The organism is Nocardioides marmotae (assembly GCF_013177455.1).
Classification (GTDB): Bacteria; Actinomycetota; Actinomycetes; order Propionibacteriales; family Nocardioidaceae; genus Nocardioides; species Nocardioides marmotae.
Genome location: NZ_CP053660.1, coordinates 2217534 through 2243966, shown reverse-complemented (window position 1 = coordinate 2243966; position 26433 = coordinate 2217534). Strand labels below are relative to the sequence as shown.

Annotated in this window: 27 protein-coding genes; 11 read left to right on the top strand and 16 right to left on the bottom strand. The window is 72.7% G+C overall.

What is annotated here, in order from left to right; genetic code table 11:
* Window positions 1-32: 32 nt before the first annotated feature.
* The 3 genes from HPC71_RS10875 to HPC71_RS10865 all read right to left on the bottom strand — a co-directional run bounded on the left by HPC71_RS10875 (window position 33) and on the right by HPC71_RS10865 (window position 3786).
* The gene (locus HPC71_RS10875) at window positions 33-2288 is read right to left on the bottom strand and encodes a catalase (protein ID WP_171896687.1); all 2256 of its coding nucleotides are present in this window, start codon (window positions 2286-2288) and stop codon (window positions 33-35) included.
* Window positions 2289-2464: 176 nt separating this feature from the next.
* Entirely contained in the window at window positions 2465-3178 is a 714-nt protein-coding gene (locus HPC71_RS10870; protein WP_253943690.1) for an FAD-binding oxidoreductase, read from the bottom strand.
* A complete protein-coding gene (locus HPC71_RS10865) occupies window positions 3175-3786 on the bottom strand; it encodes a sulfite oxidase-like oxidoreductase (RefSeq protein WP_171896686.1) in 612 nt (203 codons plus the stop codon). The genes HPC71_RS10870 and HPC71_RS10865 overlap by 4 nt, the downstream gene beginning before the upstream one ends.
* Window positions 3787-3900: 114 nt before the next feature.
* Here HPC71_RS10865 and HPC71_RS10860 point away from each other — a divergent pair, with 114 nt between their 5' ends.
* From HPC71_RS10860 to HPC71_RS10850, 3 genes are all read left to right on the top strand, one after another.
* Window positions 3901-5160 (top strand): putative glycoside hydrolase, encoded by a 1260-nt coding sequence (locus HPC71_RS10860; RefSeq protein WP_154614277.1) that lies wholly within the window; start codon window positions 3901-3903, stop codon window positions 5158-5160.
* Between the two features lie 94 nt (window positions 5161-5254).
* Entirely contained in the window at window positions 5255-5596 is a 342-nt protein-coding gene (locus HPC71_RS10855) for a hypothetical protein (protein ID WP_154614278.1), read from the top strand.
* A 285-nt stretch (window positions 5597-5881) separates the two neighbouring features.
* The gene (locus HPC71_RS10850) at window positions 5882-6700 is read left to right on the top strand and encodes an SDR family NAD(P)-dependent oxidoreductase (RefSeq protein WP_154614279.1); all 819 of its coding nucleotides are present in this window, start codon (window positions 5882-5884) and stop codon (window positions 6698-6700) included.
* Window positions 6701-6713: 13 nt separating this feature from the next.
* Here the strand turns inward: HPC71_RS10850 and HPC71_RS10845 are convergent, their stop codons facing one another.
* Window positions 6714-7610, bottom strand: a complete 897-nt coding sequence (locus HPC71_RS10845) for an alpha/beta fold hydrolase (protein ID WP_154614280.1) — start codon at window positions 7608-7610, stop codon at window positions 6714-6716.
* Window positions 7611-7784: 174 nt separating this feature from the next.
* Between HPC71_RS10845 and HPC71_RS10840 the strand changes: the two genes are divergently transcribed.
* A complete protein-coding gene (locus HPC71_RS10840) occupies window positions 7785-7949 on the top strand; it encodes a hypothetical protein (RefSeq protein ID WP_154614281.1) in 165 nt (54 codons plus the stop codon).
* An 88-nt stretch (window positions 7950-8037) separates the two neighbouring features.
* On the opposite strand, the gene HPC71_RS10835 is transcribed toward HPC71_RS10840, so the two are convergent.
* Entirely contained in the window at window positions 8038-8787 is a 750-nt protein-coding gene (locus HPC71_RS10835; RefSeq protein ID WP_154614282.1) for an SAM-dependent methyltransferase, read from the bottom strand.
* A gap of 494 nt (window positions 8788-9281) precedes the next feature.
* On the opposite strand from HPC71_RS10835, the gene HPC71_RS10830 reads away from it, so the two are divergent.
* Together HPC71_RS10830 and HPC71_RS10825 are read left to right on the top strand one after the other, a co-directional pair.
* On the top strand, window positions 9282-9746 hold the full coding sequence (locus HPC71_RS10830) for a hypothetical protein (RefSeq protein ID WP_171896685.1): 465 nt from the start codon (window positions 9282-9284) through the stop codon (window positions 9744-9746).
* Window positions 9733-10257 (top strand): RNA polymerase sigma factor, encoded by a 525-nt coding sequence (locus tag HPC71_RS10825; RefSeq protein ID WP_171896684.1) that lies wholly within the window; start codon window positions 9733-9735, stop codon window positions 10255-10257. The genes HPC71_RS10830 and HPC71_RS10825 overlap by 14 nt, the downstream gene beginning before the upstream one ends.
* Window positions 10258-10385: 128 nt before the next feature.
* Here the strand turns inward: HPC71_RS10825 and HPC71_RS10820 are convergent, their stop codons facing one another.
* The 4 genes from HPC71_RS10820 to HPC71_RS10805 form a co-directional block, all read right to left on the bottom strand.
* On the bottom strand, window positions 10386-10661 hold the full coding sequence (locus tag HPC71_RS10820; RefSeq protein WP_154614284.1) for an excalibur calcium-binding domain-containing protein: 276 nt from the start codon (window positions 10659-10661) through the stop codon (window positions 10386-10388).
* Between the two features lie 145 nt (window positions 10662-10806).
* A complete protein-coding gene (locus HPC71_RS10815; RefSeq protein WP_154614285.1) occupies window positions 10807-11859 on the bottom strand; it encodes a matrixin family metalloprotease in 1053 nt (350 codons plus the stop codon).
* Between the two features lie 153 nt (window positions 11860-12012).
* Window positions 12013-12189 carry a hypothetical protein gene (locus HPC71_RS10810; protein WP_154614286.1) on the bottom strand — a complete coding sequence of 59 codons (177 nt, stop codon included), beginning with the start codon at window positions 12187-12189 and terminating at the stop codon, window positions 12013-12015.
* Window positions 12190-12304: 115 nt separating this feature from the next.
* Window positions 12305-13114, bottom strand: a complete 810-nt coding sequence (locus HPC71_RS10805; RefSeq protein ID WP_171896683.1) for an alpha/beta fold hydrolase — start codon at window positions 13112-13114, stop codon at window positions 12305-12307.
* Window positions 13115-13263: 149 nt separating this feature from the next.
* Here HPC71_RS10805 and HPC71_RS10800 point away from each other — a divergent pair, with 149 nt between their 5' ends.
* A complete protein-coding gene (locus HPC71_RS10800; RefSeq protein WP_171896682.1) occupies window positions 13264-13404 on the top strand; it encodes a hypothetical protein in 141 nt (46 codons plus the stop codon).
* A gap of 55 nt (window positions 13405-13459) precedes the next feature.
* Here the strand turns inward: HPC71_RS10800 and HPC71_RS10795 are convergent, their stop codons facing one another.
* Window positions 13460-15142, bottom strand: coding sequence for an alkaline phosphatase D family protein (locus tag HPC71_RS10795; RefSeq protein WP_171896681.1), 1683 nt, complete (start codon window positions 15140-15142; stop codon window positions 13460-13462).
* Window positions 15139-16167, bottom strand: coding sequence for a zinc-dependent alcohol dehydrogenase family protein (locus tag HPC71_RS10790; protein WP_154614287.1), 1029 nt, complete (start codon window positions 16165-16167; stop codon window positions 15139-15141). The genes HPC71_RS10795 and HPC71_RS10790 overlap by 4 nt, the downstream gene beginning before the upstream one ends.
* Before the next feature lie 88 nt (window positions 16168-16255).
* Between HPC71_RS10790 and HPC71_RS10785 the strand changes: the two genes are divergently transcribed.
* From HPC71_RS10785 to HPC71_RS10770, 4 genes are all read left to right on the top strand, one after another.
* Entirely contained in the window at window positions 16256-17788 is a 1533-nt protein-coding gene (locus HPC71_RS10785; protein ID WP_154614288.1) for a UDP-N-acetylglucosamine 1-carboxyvinyltransferase, read from the top strand.
* 59 nt (window positions 17789-17847) lie between these two features.
* Window positions 17848-18690 (top strand): glycerophosphodiester phosphodiesterase family protein, encoded by an 843-nt coding sequence (locus HPC71_RS10780; protein WP_171896680.1) that lies wholly within the window; start codon window positions 17848-17850, stop codon window positions 18688-18690.
* On the top strand, window positions 18687-20036 hold the full coding sequence (locus tag HPC71_RS10775) for an MFS transporter (protein ID WP_171896679.1): 1350 nt from the start codon (window positions 18687-18689) through the stop codon (window positions 20034-20036). The genes HPC71_RS10780 and HPC71_RS10775 overlap by 4 nt, the downstream gene beginning before the upstream one ends.
* A 219-nt stretch (window positions 20037-20255) precedes the next feature.
* Complete coding sequence (locus HPC71_RS10770; protein ID WP_154614289.1) at window positions 20256-20642, top strand: RNA polymerase-binding protein RbpA; 387 nt, start codon at window positions 20256-20258, stop codon at window positions 20640-20642.
* 25 nt (window positions 20643-20667) lie between these two features.
* Here HPC71_RS10770 and HPC71_RS10765 read toward each other — a convergent pair whose 3' ends face one another.
* The 5 genes from HPC71_RS10765 to HPC71_RS10745 all read right to left on the bottom strand — a co-directional run bounded on the left by HPC71_RS10765 (window position 20668) and on the right by HPC71_RS10745 (window position 26381).
* Window positions 20668-21174 (bottom strand): FxsA family protein, encoded by a 507-nt coding sequence (locus tag HPC71_RS10765; protein WP_154614290.1) that lies wholly within the window; start codon window positions 21172-21174, stop codon window positions 20668-20670.
* Window positions 21171-21899: a polyprenol monophosphomannose synthase gene (locus HPC71_RS10760; RefSeq protein WP_171897292.1), complete on the bottom strand. Its 729-nt coding sequence runs from the start codon at window positions 21897-21899 to the stop codon at window positions 21171-21173. The genes HPC71_RS10765 and HPC71_RS10760 overlap by 4 nt, the downstream gene beginning before the upstream one ends.
* Before the next feature lie 23 nt (window positions 21900-21922).
* Window positions 21923-23497: an apolipoprotein N-acyltransferase gene (lnt, locus tag HPC71_RS10755; protein WP_171896678.1), complete on the bottom strand. Its 1575-nt coding sequence runs from the start codon at window positions 23495-23497 to the stop codon at window positions 21923-21925.
* Between the two features lie 442 nt (window positions 23498-23939).
* On the bottom strand, window positions 23940-25625 hold the full coding sequence (locus HPC71_RS10750) for a long-chain-fatty-acid--CoA ligase (RefSeq protein ID WP_154614291.1): 1686 nt from the start codon (window positions 25623-25625) through the stop codon (window positions 23940-23942).
* Window positions 25626-25763: 138 nt separating this feature from the next.
* The gene (locus HPC71_RS10745) at window positions 25764-26381 is read right to left on the bottom strand and encodes a TetR/AcrR family transcriptional regulator (protein ID WP_154614292.1); all 618 of its coding nucleotides are present in this window, start codon (window positions 26379-26381) and stop codon (window positions 25764-25766) included.
* Window positions 26382-26433: the final 52 nt, after the last annotated feature.

The window sequence follows — 26433 nt, the reverse complement described above, 5'->3', positions numbered from 1 at the left end:
GCGGTGGTCCGGGTCAGACCGACCGGAAGGGATCAGACGGCCGTGGGGAACCGGTCCCAGACGCGGTGGAAGCCCATCTCCTCCGAGACGGTCCCGAAGACCTCGACGGGGGTGTCGCCGGTGATCACGCCCGGCTCGTCGATGGAGACACCGGCGCCGGCCAGCGCGTTCACGCCGTCGCCCCACGCACCGATCACCTTGGCGTGGCGGTAGCACTCCTGGACCAGCAGCGCGACGCGCGGGTCGAGCGCGGCCGAGCCCGGGGCGCCGGCCTTGTCGTCGCGGGCGGCGAGCGCGTCGGGCGCGGGCTTCGGGGCGCCGGCGAGCAGCAGCACGTCGACCTCCACCGAGCGACCGGTCGCGAAGGTCCGTTGCACCGGCATCCCGTCGATCATCCCGCCGTGCGGGCCGAAGAGCAGCGGCACCATCCCGGCCTCGTGGATGCTGCGGCGCAGCGCGTCCACGCCGCCGAGGTCGCCGTCGGGGTCGACGACGATGCCGATCATCCGGCCGTCGGGCGGGAACGGGCCCTTGATCTGCGACAGCGCCGGGCTGGGCTCGAGGTCCTGCAGCGGGATCGTCGGCTCCGGCGCGGGCAGGCCGAGACCGGTCGCCACCTCCTGGCACAGCACCGGGTCGATGTTGGCCAGGCTCTGCAGCTGCCGCTCCTTGACCGCCTGCTCGTAGCACTTGCCGAGCTCGAAGGTGTAGGCCCGGATGATGTGCTCCTTCTCGACCGGCGTCATCGACAGCCAGAACTGGCGCACCTGGCTGTAGTGGTCGTCGTACGACGCCGGGTTCTCCCGCACCTTGGTCGCCTCCGCGACGGTGACCGCCGCCTCGACGAACGCGCGCGTCTGCTCCTCGGAGAGGTCAGTGCCGGCGGCGAAGGGGCAGCCGCCGTCCATCGAGTTCGGCTTGTACGGCGCCACGCCGGAGTGCACCGCGTGCTGGTGGAACCCGTCGCGGAACATGTCGTTGGTCGGCACGTGCGGCCGGTTCACCGGGATCTGGTTGTAGTTCGGCCCGCCGAGCCGGGAGAGCTGCGTGTCGACGTAGGAGAAGAGCCGCGTCTGCAGCAGCGGGTCGTCGGTGACGTCGATTCCCGGCACGAGGTGGCCGACGTGGAAGGCGATCTGCTCGACCTCGGCGAAGAAGTTCGTCGGGTTGGCGTTGAGGGTCAGCTTGCCGATGGGCTGCACCGGCGCGATCTCCTCCGGCACGATCTTGGTCGGGTCGAGCAGGTCGATCCCGGCGAACATCTGGTCGGGCTCGTCGGGGAAGACCTGGACGCCCAGCTCCCACTCGGGGTAGGCGCCGGCCTCGATGGCGTCGTACAGGTCGCGCCGGTGGAAGTCGGGGTCGATGCCGCCGATCATCTGCGCCTCCTCCCAGGTCAGGGAGTGCACGCCGAGCTTCGGCTTCCAGTGGAACTTCACCAGCGAGGTCCCGCCCTCGGCGTTCATGCACCGGAAGGTGTGGACGCCGAAGCCCTCCATCATCCGGTAGGAGCGCGGGATGCCCCGGTCGGACATGTTCCACATCGTGTGGTGCTGGGCCTCGGTGTGCAGCGAGACGAAGTCCCAGAACGTGTCGTGCGCGCTCTGGGCCTGCGGGATCTCGCGGTCCGGGTGCGGCTTGCCGGCGTGGATGACGTCGGGGAACTTGATGCCGTCCTGGATGAAGAACACCGGGATGTTGTTCGCGACCAGGTCCCAGTTGCCCTCGTCGGTGTAGAACTTCGTCGCGAACCCGCGGGTGTCGCGGACGGTGTCGGCGGAGCCGCGCGAGCCCAGGACGGTGGAGAACCGGACGAAGACCGGCGTCTCCTTGCCCTTGGCGAACACCCCGGCCATCGAGACCGAGGTGGCGGTGCCGTAGCCCTCGAAGACGCCGTGGGCGCCGGCGCCGCGGGCGTGGACGACCCGCTCGGGGATCCGCTCGTGGTCGAAGTGGGTGATCTTCTCGCGCAGGTGGTGGTCCTGCAGGAGGGTCGGCCCGCGGCTGCCGGCCTTGAGGGAGTGGTCGGTGTCGCGCAGGCGGGTGCCGGTGGCGTTGGTGAGGTACGCCGACTGCTGGGCGCGCGCGGTCGGCGGAGCGCCCGTGGGCGCACCGGTCGCGGTGCCGGTGGCGGGGGCGCCCTGGTCGGGCTTCGGGGGGAGCGGGGGCTTCGGGGTGGTCGGCTCCTCGAGGGTGGCCGGCGCCGGGCCGGGCACACCGGGGACCGTGATGTCAGCGGCCCCCTCGAGCTTGTCGATCGCGGCCTTCGCGGCGTCCTTGGGGTTCACGTTCGGTGTCCACCTTCCGTCTGATGTCGGTCACCGGTCCGTTACCCGAGTGGGTATGGCGCAGACAGGTGAAGCAGCGGCACGAAGTCCGACCCCCACCCGTTCCGCGCGATTCCCGCGACCTCTCACCCCGCCGGGTGAGGTCCGCCGGTGCCGGCCCGTCCTCCGGGGACGGCTCAGCCGCTGGCCCCGAACTGCTCGACCCGGATGGTCGTGGGGTCGACGCCGGCCTCGATGAGCAGGGGAGTGGCGAGCCCGACGAAGCGCGGCGACCCGCAGACGAACGCCACCTGCGCGCCGTCGGCCAGCGCCCGCAGCTCGGCCCCGGTCGGCACCCCGCGGGTCCGGTCGCCGCCGTCGTGACGGGTGTAGGCGACCAGCGCTCCGGCGCGCGCCAGCTCGGCGGCGTACGGCAGGTGCTCGGGGTCGCGCCCGACCGCCGCCACCCGGAGCAGGTCGGTGCGGCCCAGGCGGCGCGCCGTGCGGAGCATCGCGACGGCCGGGACCACGCCGGTGCCGCCGACCAGGCACACCGCGGGCGTGCGGGTGTCCCAGCGGAACCAGCGGCCGATCGGGCCGCGCACCTCCAGCACGTCGCCGACCTCGGCCACGTCGGCCAGGTGGCCTGAGACCTCCCCGTCGGGGAGTCGCTCGACCAGCAGCTCGATCAGCGGGTCCTCGCCGTCGGAGGCGACGGAGTAGGAGCGCTGGGCGGTGTAGTCGTCGGGCGCGCGGAGCCGGACGACGTAGTGCTGGCCCGGGTCGTGGGGCTGCCGGTCCTCGACGTGGAGCCGCAGCCGGACCTGGTCGGGCGTCGGCTGCTCCTTGGTGATGATCGTGCCGGTCGTCCACTCCGTCGCGCGGGGGACGACGTCGTCGATCGCGCTCACGCGTCGCCCTGGTAGCGCTGCTCGCGCCACGGGTCGCCGCGGTCGTGGTAGCCGTTGCGCTCCCAGAACCCCTGCTGGTCCTCGTCGAGCAGCTCCAGCCGGGAGACCCACTTGGCGGACTTCCAGAAGTAGAGGTGGGGGACCAGCAGCCGAGCCGGGCCGCCGTGCTCGGGGGTCAGCGGACGCCCCTCGGCCTCCCACACGACCCACGCCTTGCCGCCGGTGACGTCCTCGAGCGGGAGGTTCGTGGTGTAGCCGGTGCTCGAGTGCGCCAGCACGAACCGCGCCTCGGGCCGCGGCCGCGCGGCGGCGAGCAGGTCGTCGACGCTGATGCCTCCGAAGACCATGTCGAACTTCGACCAGGTCGTCACGCAGTGGATGTCTCCGGAGTACGTCGCCGACGGGAGCCGGTGCGCCTCGTCCCACGACCAGGTGGTCGGCTCCTCGACCAGCCCGTCGACGGTGATCGACCAGTCAGACCGCGCGATCCGGGGCGTGGCCTCGGCGGTGAGCACCGGCCAGCCGCTGCCGGTGTCGTACTGGCCTGGTGGCAGCCGCCCCGCGGGGCCGTCGGCGCGCTTGCGGAAGAAGCCACGGGTGACAGGCACGGACCGAGTCTAGGCAGGCGCCGAGCGTCCCCAACGTTGGCGAAGTGCGGCCGCCGCCGGCCCCCGGGGCGCGGGGGACGCGCAGGCTCGACGGGACTCGTCCCGGGAGCGCCCATGGCAGCAGAGGTCGGCACCGCCCGGCTGGGCGCCGTCGTCGCCCTGGTCGCGGCGGTCGCGGTCGCGGCGGTGGTGGTCCTCGCCAGTGTGCCGGGGCCCGGGCCGCAGGCGCAGCACGCGCAGCAGGCGGCGCCGGGGGAGCGGGGGCGGTCCGCCCCGGCCTCGGCCGGGGCGCGCCCATCGGGCACCGGGACGATCGCGCTGGACTGGGGGGACCTCGACCGCACGCCGGCGCGGGCGATCGCGCGCGGGGACTACGTCGTGATCCAGGCGTGGGAGCACGCCCGGCTCCGGGCGCTGCACCGGGCGAACCCCGCGCTGCGGGTGCTGATGTACAAGGACGTCTCCGCCGTGGTCCGTCGCCCCCACGAGTCGGGAGTCTTCGCCACCGGCCTCGGGTACGCCGAGGCGCGCCGGGGCGGTTGGCTGCTCACCGACGAGCGCGGCCGGCGGTTGGAGTGGTCGGACTGGCCGGGGCTCTTCCCCGTCGACGTGGGGGACCGCGGCTACCAGGACGCCTGGGCCGCGAACGTCCTGGCCGAGCTGCGGCGGCACCCCTGGGACGGAGTGATGCTCGACGACACCCTCACCGGCCTGTCCCACCCGACCATCGGGGGCCGGGTCTCGGTCCAGATCCCGACCGACGCCGCGATGTATCGCGCGACCTCCTCCTTCCTCGCGCGGGTCGGTCCGCGGCTGCGCCGCGCCGGCCACCTCGCCGTGCCGAACGTGACGGTGGAGTGGGACACCTGGCGCAGCACGCTCCGGGCCTGGACGCGGCACGTGTCGGGCTGGGAGAACGAGTACTTCGTGAAGTGGGGGCTCGGCCGCGAGCCCCGCTTCGGCGCCGCCGACTGGCGCTGGAAGGTCCGCATGGCGGCCTGGTGTGCCCGCCGGCGCGTGCCGCTGCTCGCGGTGACCTACGGCTCGGGCAGGGATCGGGCCACGCAGGTCTACCACCGCGCGACCTGGCTGCTGACCTGGAACGGCGTGACCGGCGCCGGGATCTACGTGCCCCAGGAGCCGTCCGCCAGCCATCGCCAGCCCGCGGCGAACCAGCCGCTCGGGCGCCCCGCCGGCCCGGACCGCGTGGTCGCCGGCGGGCTCCACCGACGCGCCTACACCCGCGGCACGGTGGTGGTGAACCCCACCGGGCGGACCCGGACGACCCGGGTCGCGGGCCAGACCGTCCGGCTCGCGCCACGGACCGCGCGGATCGTGCGGCAGTGGCCGCGTGGGTGGGGTCCGAAAGGGTGAGCACGAACGACGTCGGACGAGCCCCCGGCGGCGTACCGTCGTGATCCGGCGTGGATCCACCGCGCCCTCGCGAGGCCGGATCGGGGAGTGAGGCGTGGACGAGCTCGACGACCGGCTGCGGACCGCCACCGGCGACCGCCTCGCCTACGACGGGCGGCGCGGGGAGCTGGTGGTGCGCCCCGCCGACGCCGACACCGCCGTCGTCGCCGCGGGGGAGCAGCGGATCGCGGTCAGCCGGCAGGCGGTCCGCAACGCGCTGCAGACCGCGCTGCTCGCGGCCGACCCGGCCCCGGCCGCCGACGACGCGCTCAGCGCCGGGGCCCGCGCGCTGCTCGAGCGGTACGACGCCGACCCGGCGGGCTTCGAGCGGCTGGTGCTGCGCAGCGCCGCGCAGTTCCATGGGACCGCAGCCGCCCGACGCAGGCGCGGCGGCTGACGGGCCGAGTCGGCACTTCGCGCGGGTCGAGTCGGCACTTCGTGCGGGTCGAGTCGGCACTTCGTGCGGGTCGAGTCGGCACTTCGTGCGGGTCGAGTCGGCACTTCGTGCGGGTCGAGTCGGCACTTCGTGCGGGTCGAGCGCCCTGGCCACACCGGTCGCTGCACGAAGGGAATCTGCGCCGCCGTTCACCGACGCGCGTGGGCACCGCCGCAGGCAGGGCCACCCACCGGTGATATAACACGTTCTAGTTCTGTCGTCGCAGGGAAGTCGTGGGGGAGTCGCATGCGCCAGCTCGCCGGTCGGGTCGCCGTCGTCACGGGCGGGGGCAGCGGCATCGGCCGGGTCACCGCCGAACGGCTCGCCGCCCGCGGGTGCCATCTCGCCCTGGTCGACGTCAGCCCCGGCGGGCTCGAGGAGTCCGCCGCGCTGGTGCGGCAGGCCGGCGTGACGGTCTCGACCCACGTCGCCGACGTCTCGGACGCCGATCGGGTGGCCGAGCTTCCCGCGGAGGTGGTCGACGCCCACGGCGCCGTGCACGTGCTGGTCAACAACGCCGGCGTGACCTCCGCGGGTGCGTTCGCCGACGAGAAGCTCGATGACGTGCGCTGGATGGTCGGGGTCAACATGTGGGGCGTCGTCCACGGCTGCCACGCGTTCCTGCCCGCGCTGCTGGAGCAGGACGAGGCGCACATCGTCAACGTCTCGAGCATGACCGGCCTGCTCGGGCTGCCGCACAACGCGGCGTACGCCCTGACCAAGGGGGCGGTGAAGTCGTTCACCGAGGGGCTGCGCGGTGAGCTGATCACCACGAACGTCGGCGTCAGCACGATCTTCCCCGGCACCCACCGCACCAACATCACCAGCAGCGCCCGCGGCGCCGAGGGGGAGCGGATCGCCAAGCTCGGCGCCTCGCGGATGTCGGCGCTGATGCCGCCGCCCTCCCGGGTGGCCAAGGCGATCGTCCGGGCGATCGAGAAGGACAAGCCGCGCATGGTCGTCGGCCCGGACGCCCGCGTCCTCGACCTCGCCGCCCGTCTTGCGCCGGGCCGCACCGGCTTGGTCGGGCGCGCCACCTCGCGGGTGGCGGCGAAGGGGCACTGAGAGTGGGGCGACCTCAGCCGGCCCCGCCGAGCCCGCCGAGGCGGATCAGATCGGCGAGGATCCGATCGAGGTGGACGATCAGCGAGAGGTGGCCCTCGTCCTCGAGCAGGCGCGCCTCGGCCGTCGGCACGTGCTCGGCCAGCCACACGCCGTGCTCGAAGGGGACCATCGCGTCCTGCCGGCCCTGCCAGACCGCCACCGGAACCCGGATGTCGGCGAGGTCGAAGCCCCACGGCGCCACCGCGGCGAGGCCGTCGTCGCGCATCCCGACCACCCCCTGGGCGGCTGCGTGGTTGAACGTGCGACTCATCCAGTCGGCGAAGCCCGCGTCCAGGGCGGCCGCGTCGACCGGCGTCACCAGGCCGCCCATGCCCTCGAGGACCTGGTCGGGGGAGGCCTGCAACAGGTCCAGGGCGTCTCGCTCGAGGAACCTGCCGTAGACCTCGGGACCCTGCTCGGCCGCGCGGTACTCCTCGTGGTTCTCCTCGGCCATCCCGGCGAACCAGTCCAGGCCCTCCGTGTCGTACGGCGCCACCCCGGCGATCGTCGCGACGGCACGGCACCGGTCCGGGAGCATCGCGGCGCAGGCGAGCGCGCGCGGCCCGCCGCCGGACCAGCCGGCGGTGAGGAACGTCGCGGCCCCGAGGTGGTCGAGCACGGCGACCGAGTCGGCCACGTCGTCGGCGAAGCTGCCGGCCTGCGGGCGCGGGGTCGAGGCGCCGTACCCGGGGCGGGAGTACGTCGCCAGCCGCAGCCCGGCGGCGCGCACCGTGTCGTCCATGCGCGCCCATTCGGCCACCGCCGACGGTGACCCGCCGTGGAACAACAGCCACGGGCCGGCGTCCGCGCCGCCCACCAGCACCTCGATGGACCGGCCCTCGGGCCCTGCCACGTGCAGACGCTCGCTCATCCTGTGATGGTGCCAGTCCTCGGGCCCCGGAGGGGCGGGTCTGCGGACCCCTGCCTCCCTCGCCCCCAGGATGTGGACCTAGGGTTTCGCATCGTGAAACAAGCTGCGAGCCCGGACGTGCGACCCCTCGGGGCTCTCGCACTCGGCTCGGCGATCCTGAGTGCGGGTTTGTCCGTGTCGTACTTCCTCAGCCCGTACGCCTTCCTCGTCGCCGCTGTCGCCGTGGTCCTGGGGCTCGTCGCGCGCACGGAGGCAAGCAGTCGCAGGCTCGGCAATGCCGCTGTCGCGGTGGGTTGCGCGGCCGTGCTCGCCGCCAGCGCGACGCTGCTCGTCGTCTGACCGCGCAGGGCCCGCGAGGCCACGCGACGTCGGACGGGGGAGTCGCCCGCCGACGGCACGACGCGAAGGTGAAGCGCCTGATGCTATTTCAGGGCTTCACCTTCTTCTGGGCACTGACGATGGAGATGCCGATCTGATCGTCGTGGTCGGCCATGAGCATGCTGATCACCGGGCCGTCCTCGTCCTCGCCGAGTGCTCTCGACCAGCGCACCCAGTCCTCGCGTCCCTGCTCCTGCATCCGGGCAGTGATGTTGTCGACCAATCCGCTGAGGCGCCAGTGCGTCTCCCACCAGTCCGGCGCGTGCCAGCCGGCCGCTTCCCACCCGATCACATCGGTCACGTAGGTGGGTGGCGAGCTCTCGTAGGGATCTGTCCGCAGGGCAGGGGTCGTCATGCCGAGAGCCCCAGCCGGCTTCAGAACACGTAACACGGACGGCAAGATTCGGACGTCGGTGCCGAAGTACTCGAAGGCGTCAATGCTGACGATCACGTCGAACTCGTCGTCATCGAAGGGAAGGTCTCGCACATCGCCGTTGACGGCCGTCACGCGGTCGGCGACGCCGTGCGCCTCGAGATTGCTCCGCAGCTCGTCCTCCTCGACCCACAGGTCGAACGCCACGACGTCGACGTCGAGCTCCCGTGCCAAGAAGACCGATGTGGCACCTTTGCCGCAGCCGAGGTCCAAGACTCTCGCGCCTGGACGAACATCGAGATCCTTCAGGAGATCCTCGAGCTGCCAGAGAGGGTGCGGGCCCATGTCCAGGCCGAGAAGCCACGCGGGGTCGTACGTGGCCGAGAGCGGATACCGGTCGGGCTGTGACAACGCGGTGACGTCCATGGCGGCCACCGTGGTGCGCTGCCGGTGCGCATGTCGAGCGGTTTTGGCATGCCGGCCTCGAACGCCGCAGGAGAGGTGCTCGGCCTGTGGCCGCAGCAGTCACCTAACCGGACCAGACGTGGAAAGGGGCAGTCCGCCAACGCTACCTGACATAATGTCAGTTATCGGCGATCAACCAACGGGAGTAGAAGTGCATACAGCCCGGACCCGGTGAGAACCTTCGGGGGGATGACGCCGCCTACGAGACGAAAGGGCTCATTCTGAGCGGACGTATGCAACGGATCGTTCGATGCCGGTCATGACCTTCACATCAGCTCCCCAGAAGGAAGGCCAACGCGGCGATGAATGAAGCCGAGCTCGACGAGATGCTGCGCCAGAGCGCGCCGACACTCTCGCCGGCAGCGACCCAGACCGCGCTTCGCCTAGCAAGGCAGGTGCATGGTGCTCACGATGGTGCTACTCCGCGCGAGCGTCGAGGTCCGTACCGCGGGCGGATGGCCGCGGTGGTGGTGGCGAGCACGCTCGCGTTGACAGGCGCCGGAACCATTGCCGCCTACCAACTCAGCGTTCCGCCGTTTCAGACGCTGGAGGACGGTGTCGAACGAGCTCGTACCGGGATTCCCGTGACGTACACGAATTCGCTGGGCCGGGAGGTCGAGTGCCTGGCCTTCATCGAGTACCGCAAGCTCGACGCAGAACAGCGGGCTGCGATCGAGACAGCGTCCAACGATGATCGCTGGGAGGGCTATGGAGAGCGGGTTCTGACCGGCCTGGGCATGCCTCAGGCGGCACCTGAGGCCCAGAATGACGCCATTTCCGACGTGCTCGGCGAAGACCTGTGGGAGGCAGCACGCCAGGCCGTGCCCGAGATGGTCTACATGGAGGACTCCACCGGCCCTGTGTTCAACGGGTGGTCGTTCTCGTGCGCAAATCCAGGAGGCGTGGATGGGCGCCCGTGACCGTGACGTCGATGACCGCGTACGGGCGCTTGTCGATGCCAACACCTCACCCTTGCTCGCCTTCTTCCTGCGGCGGGTCGAGGCGCCCGAGGATGCCGCCGATCTGCTGCACAACGCGCTGCTGGTTGTTTGGCGCAGGCGCGCCGCGACTCCGTCCGACGAGGTGGAGGCCCGTATGTGGATGTACGGAGTCGCCCGCAAGGTGTTGCTCACCCATCACCGTAGTCTTCGGCGCCGCAGCGCCCTTCACGACAAACTCCGGGACGAACTCGCCGGTGAATCACGGGTGGAGACAACCCACCCGATGAGTTTGGACGTTCGAGATGCGATCAGCCGACTTGAGCGACTCGACCAGGAGATCATTCGACTCACCTACTGGGATGGCTTCACCCTGGCTCAAGCGGCACGGCACTTGCGCATGTCCGAGGGCACTGTTCGTAGCCGACACCATCGGGCACGTCATCGGTTGCGTGCCCTGCTGAGCGTGCCGGAACCCGACACTGCGAGGTGACCTGAGTCCTGGTCGCTCCGAGGCCACCGACGGCCTACTCCCGGCTCGCCAACTCCCGTTGCTGCCAGTCTTGGGAGGAGCGCCGACCGTGTACTCGACGCCATGCACAAGAAGGCCGGGATCGACACTCAGCGGCTGACCTCACACGCGGTGCCGTCCTTGTCGGCGTCGCTCTCGTCGTTGGCGGCATAGACCTTCGGCGCGACGGCCGGGCGGTAGTGACCCGAGCGCACCTGCGCGTTGGCCGCCTTCTTCGAGCGCGCGACGCCGTACTTGAAGTCTTGGTGCAGCGCGTCGCAGTTCGCGTAGTCGATGACGGCGGCGGAAGCAGGCGACGCGGTCAGCGACAGCGTGCCGGCGGTGACGGCGATCGCCGCGACGACGGCCTTGGTGGCACGGAGCATGGGAGTCCCCCTGAGGTTCGCGGGGCTGGGCGCTCCCGTCGGCCGGGAGCGTAGGCACGGCGGTGCCGACCGTGCAGGCGATCCCCCGCATCTGGCTCGCGGTCTGGACGTCCGGGGTCCACGAGGACCGAGTCGGCCCACCCGCTCAGCGCGGGTTCGCCGGACGCGGGTCGAGGCCGTCCGGACCGGGCGTCAGACAGCCCTGCAAGGCACCGACGGTGTGCATGCCGGCCAGGTCGCCGGCCTGGTAGCGCGCGTTGGCCGTGCTGTCGGGGATGGAGGACAGCATGACCTGGTTCTCGGCGTTGACGTGTCCCAGGCCGACGGCGTGGCCGAGCTCGTGCATCAGCAGGTGCGTGCGGTTCGGGAAGCGGCGAGCGCCCGGGTGGAGATAGAGGTCCTCCTCGTCGGAGATCGCGATGCTGGCCTGGTAGATGCGCGCGACGCGCCGACCCCGGCTGTCCTGCCAATCCGCGTCGTAGTGCGGGACCGCACGGCCCCAGGAGCCCGTGTAGCTGCCTGACAGCATCGACGTGCCGTCCTTGACCCACCCGACCACGATGTCGGCGCCCGAGGAGAACGTGACCGGCTTGGCGGCGACCCGGTCGCGCGTGCGTCCGAGGTAGCGGAACCGGATGCCGCTGGCCACGTGGAGGCGGCGGAAGGCGCGCTTGACGTCCCGCACCGCGCCGCGGGTGGCGAGCCGGTCGTTCACGGCGTACGCCACCGGCCGGCACGGGTCCCACCGCATGTAGACGTCCGGCGGGTCGAAGGATCCCTGGTAGATCCGGCGGTGCGCCTTCGGGTTGCCCCGTGGCTCGTACGGCAGCACCACCTCGACCCGGTCCGTCTGGGCCAGCTCGGGCTGGACCGCGCCGGGCGCCACCCTGACCCGGTACCGGGCCCGGTGCTGGTAGGACGTGGGCAGCGTGAAGGTGATCCGGCCGTTCCCCGCGGCCACGGTGCGAGCCCGGAGCGCCACCCAGCTGTCCTGCTCCTTGCGGAGCAGCTCCGCCTGCCGGTCGAAGCTGTCCGCGGCCAGCGTGACGCTCACGCGGGCCGGCGTGCCCACCGGCACCGGACCCGGCCAGGCGACCTCGATCGGTCTGCCGTCCGAGCCGGTCGCGGCGCTCGGCTGCAGCAGAGCGCCCAGCAGGACGGCGAGCAGCAGGGCCGTCAGGGTCCGGAGCGGGGTCATCGGTCCTCCTCGGCGGGGGCCGCCGGCCAGCCCAGGCGTGGTCCTCCCCCGTGTTCGCGCCGAGGCTAGGGCATCGCGTCGGCCCGGACCCCTGGGTCGACGAGGTGTCGCCAGCCCCACGGGGTCATGGCGGCCCCGCGCCCGGTCCAGACGTCAGGCCGAGGCGGCCTCGTCGGCCGACGCCTCGGCGAGGGCCTGGTCCGCGTCCTCCCTCTCCCGGCGCCGTGCGGCGCACTCGAGGGCGGAGAGTCGGGCGTTGTGTCGGGCTCGGCCCTGCGACATGGTCAGCGAGAGCGCGCGGCGGGTCCAGATGACAGTCCACGAGGTCACCGAAGGAGGATCCGCGCCGCGGCGTACCTCAGGCATCCCCCAGGCTGGGTAAACCGGCGAGTAGGGAGTTTGCGCACCGCCCGACCCAGCCCGACCCGCCGCGTGGGCCGACGGCTCAGGCGGTGAGGAAGACCCGCAGCGCGGAGACGAACGCCTCGGGCTGCTCGGAGTGCACCCAGTGACCGGCGCCCTTGATCGTGACCAGCCGGGTGCGCGGGAAGAGCCGGCGCATGGTGGCGTCGTGCTCGTCACGGACGTACGACGAGCGCTCGCCGGCCAGCCACAGGACCGGGTGGTCGAAGACGCCGTCGCCGAGCTGGGATGCGTCCGGGAACCCGCCGATGGTGGCGAGCTCGGCGCGCAGCAGCGCCAGGTTGGCCTGCCAGCGGAAGTCCGCGCCGTGCGAGCGCAGGTTCTGCAGGAGGAACCCGCGGACGCGCTCGTCGGGGATGTCCTCGCTGAGCAGCCGGTCGGCGTCGGCGCGGCGGGCGACGGCGTCCACGTCGAGCCGCGCGAGGCTGTCGAGCAGGTGCTCGAACTCCCCCGTGCCGCCGTTGGCGGTGGGCGAGATGTCGACCACGACGAGCCGGCCGACCAGGTCGGGGTGCCGCAGCGCCAGCACCATCGCGACCTTGCCGCCCATCGAGTGCCCGACGAGGTGGACCGGACCGTCGGCGGCGAAACCACCGCGCAGGTGGTCGGCCACGGCGTCGGCGACGTCCACGTAGTCGACCGAGTCGGTCCACGCGGAACGGCCGTGGTTGGGCAGGTCGACCAGCAGCGAGTGCAGGTCCGGCTCGAGCGTCCGCGCGGCCTGGGTGAAGTTCTTGCCCTGCCCGAAGAGTCCGTGCAGGAAGACGGTGCGTGCTCCCCCGGGCCCGCCGACCTCGGTGTCGTGGAGGGTGCCGGTGCGCTCGGTGGTCACGACGGCAGCCTAGGCCGGTGGCCCGGGCTCCCCCGGGCGGGGCCGACCGGCCGGTCCGGATGGCCCATCGGGGTCATCTCGGTGTGTTGTGGCCCACATCGCCGACCTGGGGGCCTACGGTCGCAGGGACGACTTCGGAGGTCATCGACATGTGGGACACCGTCCAGACCAGCGCCCGACCGATCTCGCACGACCTGCCGTGCGGGCAGTGCGGGCACGCCCCGCACACCTACCTGGCCTGCTCGGACACCTGCCGCTGCCAGCCCGTGCGGAACCTCGTCCACGCCTGAGTCGCGCCGGCCATCACTTCTCGGGGAGAACCGGGGAAACCGACAAGCCCCACCCTCACCCGCGGAACGGCACGTCGACGGCGGCCACCTGCTCCAGTGACGGCCGGTCCGGCTCGCCGTCGGTGACGCCGTGCGACCAGGCCAGGTGCAGCTCGTGCTCGCGCAGCTCGAGGACCGCGAGGTTGTTGTCGTACCAGGGGCCGCGCGGCAGCCGCCACCGCAGCGGGCTGCGCGGCACCCGGCCGCCGAGCAGCCGCCCCGTCGGCCGCGCCCGGCCGTGCGCGGCCAGTGCGGTCGCCGCGCGCATCACCCGCGGCAGCGGGTTGCGGATCGGCGAGCACACGGCCTGCACGATCGCGCTCTGCGCGGTGCGCCCGCTGGCCGGGTCCGGCTCGGCGAGCGCGACGTAGCTGTGGTGGACGTCGCCGGAGAGGAACGTCACCGTCCGCGGCGGCCTCCCCCGCTCCCCCGCGGCCACCTCGACGACCATTCGGCCGACCTGCTGGAAGCCGTCCTGGAAGGCCGCCCAGTGCTCGAGGTCGGCGGCCTGTCGCGCCTTCTCCCCCACCGTCTTGAACACCCGGCCGAACCGGCCCTGGGCGAGCGCCTCGCTGAAGGCCTCCACGTGGTGCAGCGCCGGCGCCAGCAGGAACGGCAGCGAGGTGCCGATGATCAGGTGGTCGACGTCGCCGACCATCCGCTCCTCGAGCCAGGCCATCTCGGCGTCGTCGAGCATGCAGCGCAGCTCGGGGGTGAGCACCCGTGCGGCCCGCGAGTCCACGACCACCAGCCGCGCCTGGGTGTCGAAGTCGCGGCAGAAGCTCCACCGGTAGTGGTCGGGCTGCTGGTCGGCCCGCTCGGCGAGCGCGTCGAGCTCGGCGGTCAGGTCGAGCTCGGTGGCGCCGTCGTACGACGCGATCCGCTGCCAGAGCGGGTCCGCGGCGCGCTCGGCGGGGCTGAGGTTGCCCACGTGCTGGTGGACCCAGTACGACGCCAGGCCGCCGACCACGCGGTCGTGCCACCACTCGGTGGCCTCCATCTTCGCCCGCCAGCTCGCGCTGGTGTTCCAGTCGTCGCGGATGTCGTGGTCGTCGAAGATCATCGCGCTCGGCAGCGTGGAGAGCAGCCACCGGTTGGCGGGGTCGTTCCACGCGAGCCGGTAGAGGTGGGCGTACTCCTCGTAGTCCTGCAGCTCGTACCACGGGGCCTCCGACGGGTCGCGCCGCTGCTCGATGAAGGCCTTCATCTCCGCGCTGGTGTCGTCGGCGTAGACCTGGTCGCCGAGGAAGAGCACCAGGTCGGGCCACTCGTCGTCGGCCACGCCGGCGCTGGTGTCGCCGGCGAGGTGGAGGGCGTAGGCGCGCAGCGCGTCGACGCCGTGCTGGGCGTTGCCGGCCTCGTCGTGGGAGACGCTGACCCGGCAGGAGCCGAACAGCATCCGCAGCGGCCGCCCCGCCTCCAAGGTCCCGATGACGGGGTCCGGGTAGGGGCTCTCGGCGGGCGGCCAGGCCCGGGCGCCGTCGACCTCGACGACGTACGGCGTGCGGGTGCCGGGGGTGAGGCCCGCGACCTCGACGAGCGCGTAGTGGTGGCCGTGGACCGCGAACGTCCGGGCGGTCCCGGTCGCGGTGCCGGCCCGGACGGTGACCGAGGCGGCCTGCTCGGTCTCCACCCACACCGTGGCGCTGGTCTCGTCGACGAACCGCAGCAGCGGTCCGAGTCGCAGGAGGTCGCTCACGGTTGCAGCAGCACCTTGATCGCCCGGCGCTCGTCCATGGCGCGGTAGCCCTCGGCGACCTGGTCCAGCGGCAGGGTCAGGTCGAAGACCTTGCCGGGGTCGATCGTGCCGGCGAGCACGAGGTCGAGCAGCGCGGGCAGGTAGCGGCGCACCGGCGCCATGCCGCCGGCGAGGCCGACGTTCTTCTGGAACATCCGGCGCACCGGCAGCTCCACCCCGTGCGGGACGCCGACGAAGCCGACGGTCGAGCCGGGGCGGGCGATCGCGAAGGCGGTGCCCATGGCCTGGTCGGTGCCGACGCACTCCAGGACGGCGTCCGCGCCGACGCCGCCGGTGAGCTCCTTGATCGCCTCCGCGCCCTCCTTGCCGCGCTCGGCGACGACGTGGGTGGCGCCGAACTCGGTGGCGATCCGCTGCCGCGGCTCGTGGCGCGACATCACCACGACCCGCTCGGCGCCCATCGTCGAGGCGGCGAGCACCCCGCAGAGCCCGACCGCGCCGTCGCCCACGACCACCACGGTGTCGCCGGGCTTGACCCCGGCGGCCACGGCGGCGTGCCAGCCGGTGGGCAGGACGTCGGAGAGCGCGACCAGCGAGGGCACGAGCGCCGGGTCGGGCGCCCCGCCAGAGACGCCGTCGACGCGGACCAGGCTGCCGTCGGCGTGGACCACCCGGGCGTACTCCCCCTGCCCGCTCGTGGTCATCCCGAGGTTCACGCAGGCCGACTGGACCCCGGCGAGGCAGTGGGCGCAGGTGCCGTCGCAGTGGTCGAAGGGGACGACGACGAAGTCGCCGACGCGGATGTCGCGCACCTCGCTGCCGACCTCCTCGACGACGCCGATGCACTCGTGGCCGATGGTCGCGCCCTCGGTGATCGGGTTCTCCCCGCGGTAGGGCCACAGGTCCGACCCGCAGATGCAGGAGGAGGTGACCCGGACGATCGCGTCGGTGGGCTCGATGATGGTGGGGTCCGGGACCTCGGTGAAGCGGATGTCGCCGGGGCCGTGGATGGTCGTGGCACGCATGGCGACATCCTGCACCCCGGCCGGGCACCCGACACGCGCCGCGGCGTTGGGAATGGCGTTATCTCACATGTGAGTTACCTTGGTCGGCATGACGCAGACCCAGGACTACAAGGGACGCATCGGCAACGTCATCCGCGACGCCCGCAAGCACCGGGGGCTGACCCAGCACCAGCTGGCGGACCTGCTCTCCACGAGCCAGAGCGCGATCAACCGGATCGAGAAGGGCCAGCAGAACCTCTCGCTGGAGATGATCGCGCGCATCGGCGCCGCCCTCGACTCCGAGATCGTCGCGCTCGGCGCCGGCCCCACCCACCTCCGCGTCACGGGCCCCACCACCCTCTCGGGCCGCATCGACGTGAAGACCTCCAAGAACGCCGGCGTCGCGCTGCTGTGCGCCTCGCTGCTCAACCGCGGCCGCACCACGCTGCGCAAGGTCGCCCGGATCGAGGAGGTCAACCGCCTGCTCGAGGTCCTCCAGAGCCTCGGCGTGCAGACGACCTGGCTCAACGACGACAACGACCTGGAGATCGTGCCGCCCCGCGAGCTCGAGCTCGGCGCGGTCGATGAGGTCGCCGCGCGACGTACCCGCTCCATCATCATGTTCCTCGGCCCGCTGCTGCACCGCGCGGAGAACTTCGAGCTGCCCTACGCCGGCGGCTGCGACCTCGGCACCCGCACCGTCGAGCCGCACATGGCTGCGCTGCGCCCCTTCGGGCTCGAGGTCAAGGCCACCGACGGCTCCTACCACGCGCGGGTCGACCGCAACGTCGAGCCGAGCCGCCCGATCGTGCTCACCGAGCGCGGCGACACCGTCACCGAGAACGCCCTGATGGCCGCCGCCCTGCACCCGGGCACCACCGTCATCCGCAACGCCTCGTCGAACTACATGGTCCAGGACCTCTGCTTCTACCTGCAGAAGCTCGGCGTCCGGGTCGACGGCATCGGCAGCACCACCCTGACCGTCACCGGCCTCAGCGAGATCGACGTCGACGTCGACTACGCCCCCAGCGAGGACCCGATCGAGGCGATGTCGCTGCTGGCCGCCGCGATCGTCACCCAGTCCGAGATCACCATCGAGCGGGTGCCGATCGAGTTCCTCGAGATCGAGCTGGCGCTGCTGGAGGAGATGGGCTTCTCCTACGACCGCTCCGAGGAGTACGTCGCCCTCAACGGCCAGACCCGGCTGGTGGACATCACCACCCACCCCTCGTTGCTGCACGCGCCGCTGGACAAGATCCACCCGATGCCGTTCCCCGGCCTCAACATCGACAACCTGCCGTTCTTCGCGGTCATCGCGGCCGTCGCGCAGGGCCAGACGCTGTTGCACGACTGGGTCTATGAGAACCGCGCGATCTACCTCACCGACCTCAACAAGCTCGGCGGCCGGGTCAAGCTGCTCGACCCGCACCGGGTGATGATCGAGGGCCCGACGTCGTTCTCGGGCGCCGAGCTCATCTGTCCCCCGGCGCTGCGGCCGGCCGTGGTGATCCTGCTCGCGATGCTGGCCTCCAAGGGCACCTCGGTGCTGCGCAGCACCTACGTCATCCACCGTGGCTACGAGGACCTCGCCGAGCGGCTCAACCTGCTCGGCGCGAACATCGAGTCCTTCCGCGACATCTGACCCGTGACATCTGACCCGCGGGTCCCGAGGCGGTCGCCGGAGCCAGCCATACTGCTCCGGTGACCGCACCTCGGACCGGCTGGGCCTACCTCGACGAGGTGCTCGCGACACCGGGGTCGGTGCTCGCCTTCGCCCACCGCGGCGGGGCCTACCACCCCGACATCGAGGGGTTGGAGAACACCCGGGCCGCCTTCGCCCACGCGGTCGGGCTCGGCTACGACTACCTCGAGACCGACGTCCACGTCACCGCCGACGGCGTGCTGCTGGCCTTCCACGACGCCGTGCTCGACCGGGTCACCGACCTGCGCGGCGCGATCGCGGACCTGACGTACGCCGAGGTGCGCCGCGCGCACGTCGGCGGGCGCGAGGAGGTCCCCACCCTGGCCGAGCTGGTGACGGCGTTCCCGCACGCGCGCTTCAACGTCGACCTCAAGTCCGACGGGGCGGTCGACGCGCTGGCCCGCTTCGTCGAGGACCACCGCGCCCACGACCGGCTGCTGGTCGGCTCCTTCGTGCAGTCGCGGGTCCGGCGGTTCCGCACGCTCACCGCGGGCCGCGTGCCGACCGCGGCGACCCCCGCGGAGATCGTCGCGTTCCGGCTGCTGCCCAGCGGCCGGCTGGCCGACCTGGTGACCCGGCGGCGGGTCGCGGCCCTGCAGGTGCCGCACCGCCGCGCCCGGTGGGTGATCGCCACGCCGGGCCTGGTCCGCCGCGCCCACCGCGCGGGCAAGCACGTCCACGTCTGGACGATCGACGCGCCCGAGGAGATGGAGCTGCTCCTCGACCGGGGCGTCGACGGGCTGATGACCGACCGCACCGACCTGCTCCGCGACGTCCTGGTCCGCCGCGGCCAGTGGCGGGGGCAGGAGCAGCAGCGAGGACAACGGAGGGAACAACCGTGAACCCGACCCAGATCGCCGACCTCGCGCCGCTCGCCCGCGCCCGGGAGCAGCGCGCCTGGTACTGGTACGACTGGGCCAACAGCGCGTTCGCGACCACGGTCGCCGGCGTGCTCTTCGGTCCCTACCTGATCGCGGTCGCCGAGGAGGCCGCGGTCGGCGACCGGGTCTCGCTGCTGGGCCTCAGCCTCGCGCCGGGCTCGCTGCCGGCGTACGTCGTCACCGCCTCGACCCTGATCTCGGCGATCGTGCTGCCTCTGCTCGGGGCCGTGGCCGACCGGACCTCGCGCAAGAAGGACCTGCTCGCGGGGTTCGCCTGGGCCGGCGCCGCGGCCGGCGCGCTGCTGTTCTTCGTCACCGACGACAACTGGCAGCTCGGCGTGGCGTCGTTCCTCGTCGCCAACATCTGCTTCGGTGCGGCCGCGGTCGTCAACGACTCGATCCTCGTGCAGATCTCGACCGAGGCCGAGCGCAACCGGGTCTCCTCGCGGGGCTGGGCGTTCGGGTACGCCGGTGGCGGCCTGCTGCTCGCGGTCAACTTCTTCGTCGTCACCGCTCACGACAGCCTCGGGCTGACCGAGGCGATGGCGGTGCGCCTGAGCATGCTCTCGGCCGTCGTGTGGTGGGCGGGCTTCACGATCATCCCGTGGCTGCGGCTGCGCAACCACGAGCCCGCCGACGTCGAGCACGTCGAGGGCGGTGTCGTGCAGCGCAGCTTCGGGCAGCTGTGGGTCACCCTGCGCGAGCTGCGGAACTACCCGGTCGCGGTCACCTTCCTGCTGGCCTACCTGTTCTTCAACGACGGCATCCAGACCGTCATCGGCCAGGCCGCGGTGTACGGCGAGAAGGAGCTCGGCTTCGAGACCGGCACCGTCCTGGGGACCTACCTGCTCGTCCAGGTCGTCGCGATCGCCGGCGCGCTGTCCTTCGGCCGGGCCGCCGAGCGGGTCGGGGCGAAGAAGGTGATCCTCGTCGGGCTCGTCATCTGGTGCCTGATCGTCACCGCGGCCATCTTCATCCCCGACGGCGCGCTGGTGCCGTTCCTGCTCCTCGGCGCCGCGATCGGCATCGTCCTCGGCGGCACCCAGGCGCTGTCCCGGTCCTACTTCTCGCTGCTGGTCCCCCGCGGCAAGGAGGCGGAGTACTTCAGCTTCTACCACGCGATGGAGCGCGGGACGTCCTGGCTCGGCGCCCTCGTCTTCGGGCTCGTCTACCAGTTCAGCGACTCCTACCGGCCGGCGATCTTCGCGCTGGTCGTCTTCTTCGTCATCGGCGGGCTGCTGCTGCTCCGCGTCGACACCGCCCGCGGGATCCGCGACGCCGGCAACGACGCCCCGGCGGTCGTCTGACACCCGCAGGCTCCCCGGGGAGCAGGTGCTCCCGCAGGCTCTCCCTGGGGCTGTGACCGACCGCGCGGACCACGAGCCGTGTGGACGCCCTCCGCGCGGGGCACCGGAGTGACGAACGCCGCTCGATTGTCGGAATGCCGGGCGGCTCAGTACCGTTCAAGACTTCGGGCTGTCAATGGCCGATATCAGGTAGCGAACACAGATTTGGGAGGCGTCTCAATGGCAGAGCGCACACTTCGTGGAGCGCGGCTCGGGGGCCAGAGCTTCGAGGACGAGCGCGGCATCGAGTTCGCCGCTCGCCAGCAGGTCGGCTACCGCTGCAAGCAGGGCCACGAGTTCGAGATCACCATGTCGGTCGAGGCCGACATCCCGGCGGTCTGGGAGTGCCCGCGCTGCGGCGCCGAGGCGCTGAGCACCGCCGGCATCCTGCCGGAGGAGAAGGCCGAGAAGCCCGCGCGCACCCACTGGGACATGCTGCTCGAGCGCCGCTCGGAGAAGGAGCTCGAGGACATCCTCAAGGAGCGTCTCGAGCTGCTCCGCGGGGGCGAGATCGGCCCCGCGCACCTGCACCGCGCCAACGCCAAGAAGCGCAAGGCGTCCGCCTGAGCGGACCCGCCGGCGCGGGATCGCGCTAGGGCTCGTCGACCACGTCGCCCCGGACCACGTCTGGTCCGGGGCGTCCGTCGTTCCCGGGCCCGGCGCCCGGCCCGCCCGGCCCGAGCGGGCCGACGACGACCAGCCGGCGGGCGACCACGGAGGTCAGCAGCCGGCGGAAGAACGGCCGGGTCACCGGCAGGATCAGCAGGATGCCGAACGCGTCGCTGACGAAGCCGGGGCTGAGCATCAGGGTGCCGCCGAGGAGCACCAGCGCCCCGTCGGCGATCTCCCGGGCCGGCATCCGGCCCGCGGCCAGCGTCGTGCGCAGCGCGGCCCACGCGCGGGCGCCCTCGCGCTTGATCAGCCAGCTGCCGAGGACGCCGGCGAGGATCAGCAGCAGGATCGTCCACCAGGCGCCGATGACCTGCCCGACCTGGATGAGCACGTAGAGCTCGAGCACCGGCATGGCCACGAACAGCACCAGCAGCAGCAAGGGCCAGCGCCGGCGTCGCGGCGGTGGCATCGTCCGGGGATGGCTCATGCGCGCCTGCGCCTCCACGCTCGTCGTACCTGGGCGCGGCGCTCGGCCAGCCCCCACTGGGTGATCCGCAGCAGCGACTCCGCGGCCACGGACCCACTCATCTTGGAGTCCCCGCGCTCGCGCTCGATGAACTCGATGGGCACCTCCACGACGGTGAGCCCGGCGGCCAGGGTGCGGGCGACGAGGTCGGTCTGGAAGACGTACCCGGTCGAGCGGACGGCGGCGAGGTCGATCTTCTCCAGGGTCTGGCGGCGGAAGACGCGGTAGCCCGCGGTCGCGTCGCGGACCCCGACACCGAGCAGCAGCCGCACGTAGAGGTTGCCGCCGCGGGAGAGCGCCATCCGGCGCCACGGCCAGTTGACCACCGACCCGCCCGGGATCCACCGCGACCCGATCACCAGGTCGGCGCCCTCGAGCGCGTCGAGGAGCCGGTGCAGCTGCTCGGGCTGGTGGGAGCCGTCGGCGTCCATCTCGCCGATGACGTCGTAGCCCTGCTCCAGCGCCCAGGCGAAGCCGTGGAGGTACGCCGCCCCGAGACCGGCCTTGCCGGTGCGGTGCAGCACGTGGACGTGGTCGTCCTCCGCGGCGAGCCGGTCGGCGATCTCGCCGGTCCCGTCGGGCGAGGCGTCGTCGACCACCAGCACGTCGACCTCGGGCTCGGCGGTGCGCAGTCGCCCGATGATCCAGGCGATGTTCTCGGCCTCGTCGTAGGTCGGGACGACCATGACCACGCGGCCCCGTGGCTCGCTCACCGCACGCTCTCCTGCTCCTCGTCCTCCCGGGCGGCCCGCGGGTCCGGCGACGCCTCGTCGGCGTTCCGGGGTGCGGTCGTCCCCCGCCCTCGACGATACGCGAGCACCGAGAGCAGCAGGCCGATCCCGGTGGCGATCGCGGCGAGCCGGCCGACCCACGGGCCGACCAGCACGCCGGGGGTGGTGCCCTCCCAGAGGCCGACCTCGGCGACCAGGACCTCCTGGGTGCGCGGGGCGGCGCTGGCCACGACGCCGCCGTCGGGGCCGATGATCCCCGAGACGCCGTTGGTGGCGGCGACGACCACGGTCTTGCCGGTCTCGATCGCGCGCAGCCGGGTGATCGCGAACTGCTGCTCGATCTGGTCGGTCTCGATGAAGGTGGCGTTGCTGGTCTGCACGGTGAGCATCTCCGCGCCGTTGCGGACCTGGGCCTGGATGCCGTCGTCGTAGGCGACGTCGAAGCAGATCGCGTCGCCGACCGCGGTGCCGGCGATCTCCAGCGGCGTCTCGCGGGTGCCGCTCATCATGTCGCGCGGGATCATCGCCAGCCGTCCGAACTGGCCGGTGAAGAACTCCCGGAACGGGATGTACTCGCCGTAGGGCACCGGGTGCCACTTGGTGTAGCGCTCTCCCGGCCCGGTGACCGGGTCCCAGACGATCCCCTGGTTGAGCACGTTGGTCTGGCCGGCGTCGACGATCGCGCCGACGAGCACCGGCACGCCGATCGCCTCGACGGCGCGGCGGATGCCGGCGTTGGTCGAGGCGTCGGCGAAGGGGTCGACGGCGGTGGAGTTCTCGGGCCACACCACGAAGTCGGGCCGCTCCACGGTGCCGGCGGCGACCTGCTCGGCGAGGTCCACGGTGGCCTCGACGTGGTTGTCGGTGACCCCGCGGAAGTCGTAGAGGATGTCGTTGCCCGGGCCCGGCACGTCGCCCTGGACCGCCGCGACCGTGGCGGTCTCCTCGGTCGCGGGCTCGAAGGGCACCGCGGCCGGCAGCACCGAGAGCAGCGCCACCCCGGCGAGGGCGGCCCCGGCGACCAGGGCCCGGCGGTCGCGGGCCCGGGCCACGGCGAGCACGAGCGCAGCCAGCAGGAAGCCGAGGAGCGCGAGCAGGAAGCTGACGCCGACCATGCCGACGTACGCCAGGGCCGGCGCGACGGGGGTGTCGGCCACGGCGAAGGACAGCCGGCCCCAGGGCATGCCGCTGAAGGGCCACCCGCTGCGCCAGACCTCCACGGTCACCCACGCCGCGGCGAGCCACAGCGGCCAGGCGCGCAGCCGGTGGAGGTAGGCCGCGGCGGCGCCGAGGAGGCCGTAGAACAGCGACTCGACGCCCGCGAGCGCGAGCCAGGCGTCGGTGCCGACGGCGGTCATCCAGGAGATGTGCGGGAAGTAGAACGCGACGCCGAAGACCAGGCCGACGACGAAGCCCGAGCGCGCCCGCAGGCCGCGGGTCGCGAGGGCGAACCCGGCGACGGCGACCGGCACGACGTACGCCGCGGCGACGGGTTCGAAGGCCGCCGCCAGGAGGACGCCGGCCACGAGGGCGACGAGGCACCGCTTCAGCACGGGCACGACGGTATCCCGCGGCCCGAGCCGGCGCGCACCCGGCGGCGGAGAACCCCCGCACCCCTTCGGTCCGTCCCGACCACCGCTGGGTGCCGGCGCCGGGACGTTGTCTACGGGGGTCGGGGGTTGCTCCGCATCCGCCCACGCGGGACGGACCGACCTCCGCGAACCGGGCCGGAGCGGTGTTGGGCACCACACCCCCTGGCCCGGTCACTCGGACGTCGGTCCGCGAGCCACGACGTGCCTGGGCGGACGGCACACACTCACCGCTGGCGCGGCCCCGTGTCAACCGGCCCCTGACCTGCGCCGACGCGCGTTGCAGCAGGTCAACGGGCCCGACGGCCGGGCCGATCTGCCGCAGGAAATAACCGGTCCTCGGCGTGTCCCCCGGCGTGTCGGCCCGGGCCGCCGGGCCCGGTCCAGCCCGCCCGGTCCAGCCCGGTCAGTCGCGCTCGCGCAGCAGCGCCTGGACCTCGCGGCGCAGGACCTTGCCCATGGGGTTGGTGGGCAGCTCGTCGAGGACCACGAACCGGCGCGGGACCTTGTACGGCGTCAGCGCGTGGCGGGCGTGCTGCTCCAGGGCCGCGGGGTCCGGGGTGCGCCCGTCCGTGGCGACGACCGCCGCGACGACGTCCTCGCTGCCCGTGGTGCCGCGGGCCAGGCCCACGACCGCGACGTCGGCGACGTCGGGGTGGCTGCGCAGGGCGTGCTCGACCTCGCTGGGGTAGACGTTGAAGCCGCCGGTGATGATCAGCTCCTTGACCCGGTCGACCACGGTCAGGAAGCCGCCGTCGGACATCGTGACCACGTCACCGGTGCGGAACCAGCCGTCGTGGAAGGCGGCCTCGGTCTCCTCGGGGCGGCCGCGGTAGCCGGAGAAGACCTGCGGCCCGCGGACCAGCAGCTCCCCCGGCTCGCCGAGGGGTACGTCGCGCGAGGGGTCGTTCCGGTCGACGACCCGGACCTCCACGTCCGGGAACGGCACGCCGATCGCGCCGGGCCGGCGGGCCGACGACATCGGGTTGCCGACGACGACCGGCGAGGTCTCGGTCAGCCCGTAGCCCTCCACCAGCAGCCCGCCGGTCGCGCTCTCCCAGCGCTCCACGAGGTCGGCCGGCAGTGGCATCGCGCCGGAGAGCGCGTAGCGGATCCCCTGCAGGGAGACCCCGCGGCGCTCGGCCTCCTCCGCGATCCGCCGGTAGAGCGGCGGCACGGCCGGGACGAACGACGGCACCCGGCGGCGCACCGCGTCGAGCACCAGGTCGACGTCCGGCTTGGGCAGCAGCACCAGCCGGGCGCCGAGCAGCACCCCGAACAGCAGCGAGATGGTGATCCCGTAGGCGTGGAAGAGCGGCAGGGCGACGAGGAAGGTCTCCTCCCCCTCGCGCAGGCCGGCCACCCAGGCGCGGCCCTGGATGCAGTTGGCCATCAGGTTGCGGTGCCGCAGCTCGGCGCCCTTGGGCTCCCCGGTGGTCCCCGAGGTGTAGAGCACCAGCGCCACGTCGTCGGCCGTCGGCCGCGGGTGGTCCGCGGCCAGGGGCGGCGCGGCGAGCAGCTCGGCGTACGGGATCGCGCCCGGGGCGGGGGCGGTCAGCTCGGCGCGGGTGGCGCGGGCGCGGGCGACCGGCAGCCGGAGGGCGAGCCGCTTGAGCAGCGGCAGCGCGGTGGTGAGGTCGACGGCCACGACGTGCTCCAGCGGCGCGTCGCCGCGCAGGCTCTCCACGACGGGCGCGATCTTGTCCCAGACCACCGCGACGCGGGCACCGTGGTCGCGGAACGGTGCGCGCAGCTCCTCGGCGGTGTAGAGCGGGTTGTGCTCGACGACGATCGCGCCGAGGCGCAGCACCGCGAAGAACGTGACCACGTGCTGGGGGCAGTTCGGCATCAGCAGCGCCACCGGGTCGCCGGGGCCGACGCCGAGCCGGCGCAGCCCTTCGGCCACCCGCTCGACCTGCTCGCCGAGCTCCGCGTAGGTCGTCTCGCCGCCGAGGAAGTCGAGTGCCACCTGCTCGCCGTGCCGCTCGACGGTCAGCGCGAGCTGGTCGACCAGCGACCGGTCCGGGTAGTCCAGCTCCCGGGGAACACCCGGGGCGTAGGAGTCGGCCCAAGGGTGGGTTCCGGTGGTCAACTAGGTTCCTCCTGCAGGTCGGGGCACCGCCAAGGTACGTGGCGCAGGACGACTGTTCACGCGCTGTGGCGAGGTTCTCGTGCGAGGTGAGGCGAGAGTCACGCCCGAGTCACCCCAGAGGCACGGTCCGCGGCCGGATCAGTCGTCGTCGGGCGTGTGTTCGGGGCCGTCCGGGGGGCCGTCCGCGGGGCGCACGCCGAGCAGCTGGCGCGCCATCGTGGCGTAGAGGTCGGCGAGCTCCTCCAGCGAGATCGGGCCGGCGGCGTCGTACCACCGCGCGACGCCGCTGCACATCTCCAGCAGCGCGCGGCGCGCGACCGCGGGCGAGCCCACCGTGAACGCGCCCGCGGCGGCGCCGGCGTCGATCGCGTCCTGCCAGACCCGCTCGTAGCTGTCGCGCAGGGCGACCACCTCGGCCCGCGGTCCCCCGCTCAGCGCGGCCAGCTCGCCGTCGACCACACGGGTCTCGCGCGGCCGCTCGGCGTGGCTGACGACGTGGGCGCGGACCAGGGCCTCGACCCGCGCGACGGGGTCGGCGTGGGCGGCGGCCGCCGCCTCGGCATCGCGCAGGAGCCGCTCGAGGCACTCGCGCATGATCGCGGCGAGCAGGTCCTCCTTGGTGCCCATGTAGTGGTAGAGCGAGGCCGAGGAGAGCCCGGCGCGGTCGGCGAGCTGGCGGATGCCGACGCCGTGGAAGCCGCGGTCGGCGAAGAGGTCCAGCGCGGCCTCCCGCACCCGGTCGGCTGCTCCCGCCATGCTCGACTCCCCGGCTCGTCCGTGCGTTCCCTTGCCCGCGACGCGCGCCGCG